This is a genomic window from Vibrio sp. Vb1337 (genome assembly GCF_033338715.1).
Taxonomy (GTDB): Bacteria; Pseudomonadota; Gammaproteobacteria; order Enterobacterales; family Vibrionaceae; genus Vibrio; species Vibrio alginolyticus.
Window position 1 is genome coordinate 1 of sequence record NZ_JAWOTD010000182.1, and the last position, 1,176, is coordinate 1,176.

The 1,176-nt window shown below is 47.1% G+C and carries 1 protein-coding gene; it reads right to left on the bottom strand.

Annotated elements, in window-relative coordinates:
- Positions 1-1,176: putative bifunctional diguanylate cyclase/phosphodiesterase (locus tag R7E42_RS24865; protein ID WP_318073214.1), on the bottom strand; the 1,176-nt coding region annotated here is incomplete at both ends.

The window sequence follows — 1,176 nt, forward strand, 5'->3', positions numbered from 1 at the left end:
TAATCCACATGGCGCTGCTCTTCGATACCTTCTGCGACAATTTTAAGACGCAAGGCTTTGGCCATAGCAATGATCACGTTGACCAGTTCACGATCAGAGTCGTTCTCAAACACGTTTTGCATAAAACTGCGGTCGATTTTCAGACGGTCAAACGGGAACTTCTGCAAGTAACTCAGTGCAGAATAGCCCGTACCGAAGTCGTCAATCGTCAGCTTGGTACCCAGCGCCCGTAGGTTATCCAGCATGTCCACCAATTCATCATCATGGTTAAACAACAAGCTTTCGGTTACCTCGACATCAAATTGCTCAGCAGGCAAACCCGATTCTTCTAAGCTTTGCCTAATGAACGCCAATAAGCGATCACAATAGCGGAATTGAACGCTAGAGAAGTTCACCGATACAAACAACGGCGAAATGGATTGCCACTGTGCTGCTTGATAACACGCTTGCTGAATGGCGAACTCGCCAAGTTGATGAATCAATCCGTTTTTCTCTGCAATCGAGATGAACTCTTCTGGATTGACGAAGCCGAACTTCTCATCGTTCCAACGCATCAATGCTTCTGCGCCAACAATTTTGCCGCTTTTCAGTTCGATGATTGGCTGATAGTACATTTCGAGCAGTTGGTTCGAGATCGCATTACGCAATCGACTTTCTAGATCCAAGTAACGCTGTAGATCTTGGTTCATGTTGTGGTTGTAAAAGCAGAACGCATCGCGGCCATCTTGCTTCACGCGGTACATCGCCATATCGGCACACGCCAACAGCTGCTCGGCGTTATCACCGTCGTCTGGGAAAACCGACATGCCGACACTGCCTGTCAGGAAAAACTCGTGATTATTCCAAACAAACGGTTCACTAAAGGCCGATAACACACTCGAAGCAACGCGCTTCGCGGTATCGTTATCTGGTAAATCTGGAATCACCAACAGGAACTCATCCCCACCGATTCTGGCGAGCAAATCGGTTTTTCTCGCGACGTTTTGAAGACGCTGAGCACTGAGTTTGAGAATTTCATCCCCGACAAAATGCCCCATAGAATCGTTGATCTGTTTGAAGTGGTCCAAATCAATAAACATCACCAATACTTTCGAACCCGTACGAGATGCCCGAATAAGTTCCAACGCCAATCGTTCTGAGCCATAACTGCGATTTGGCAATTCTGTTAAGGTGTCG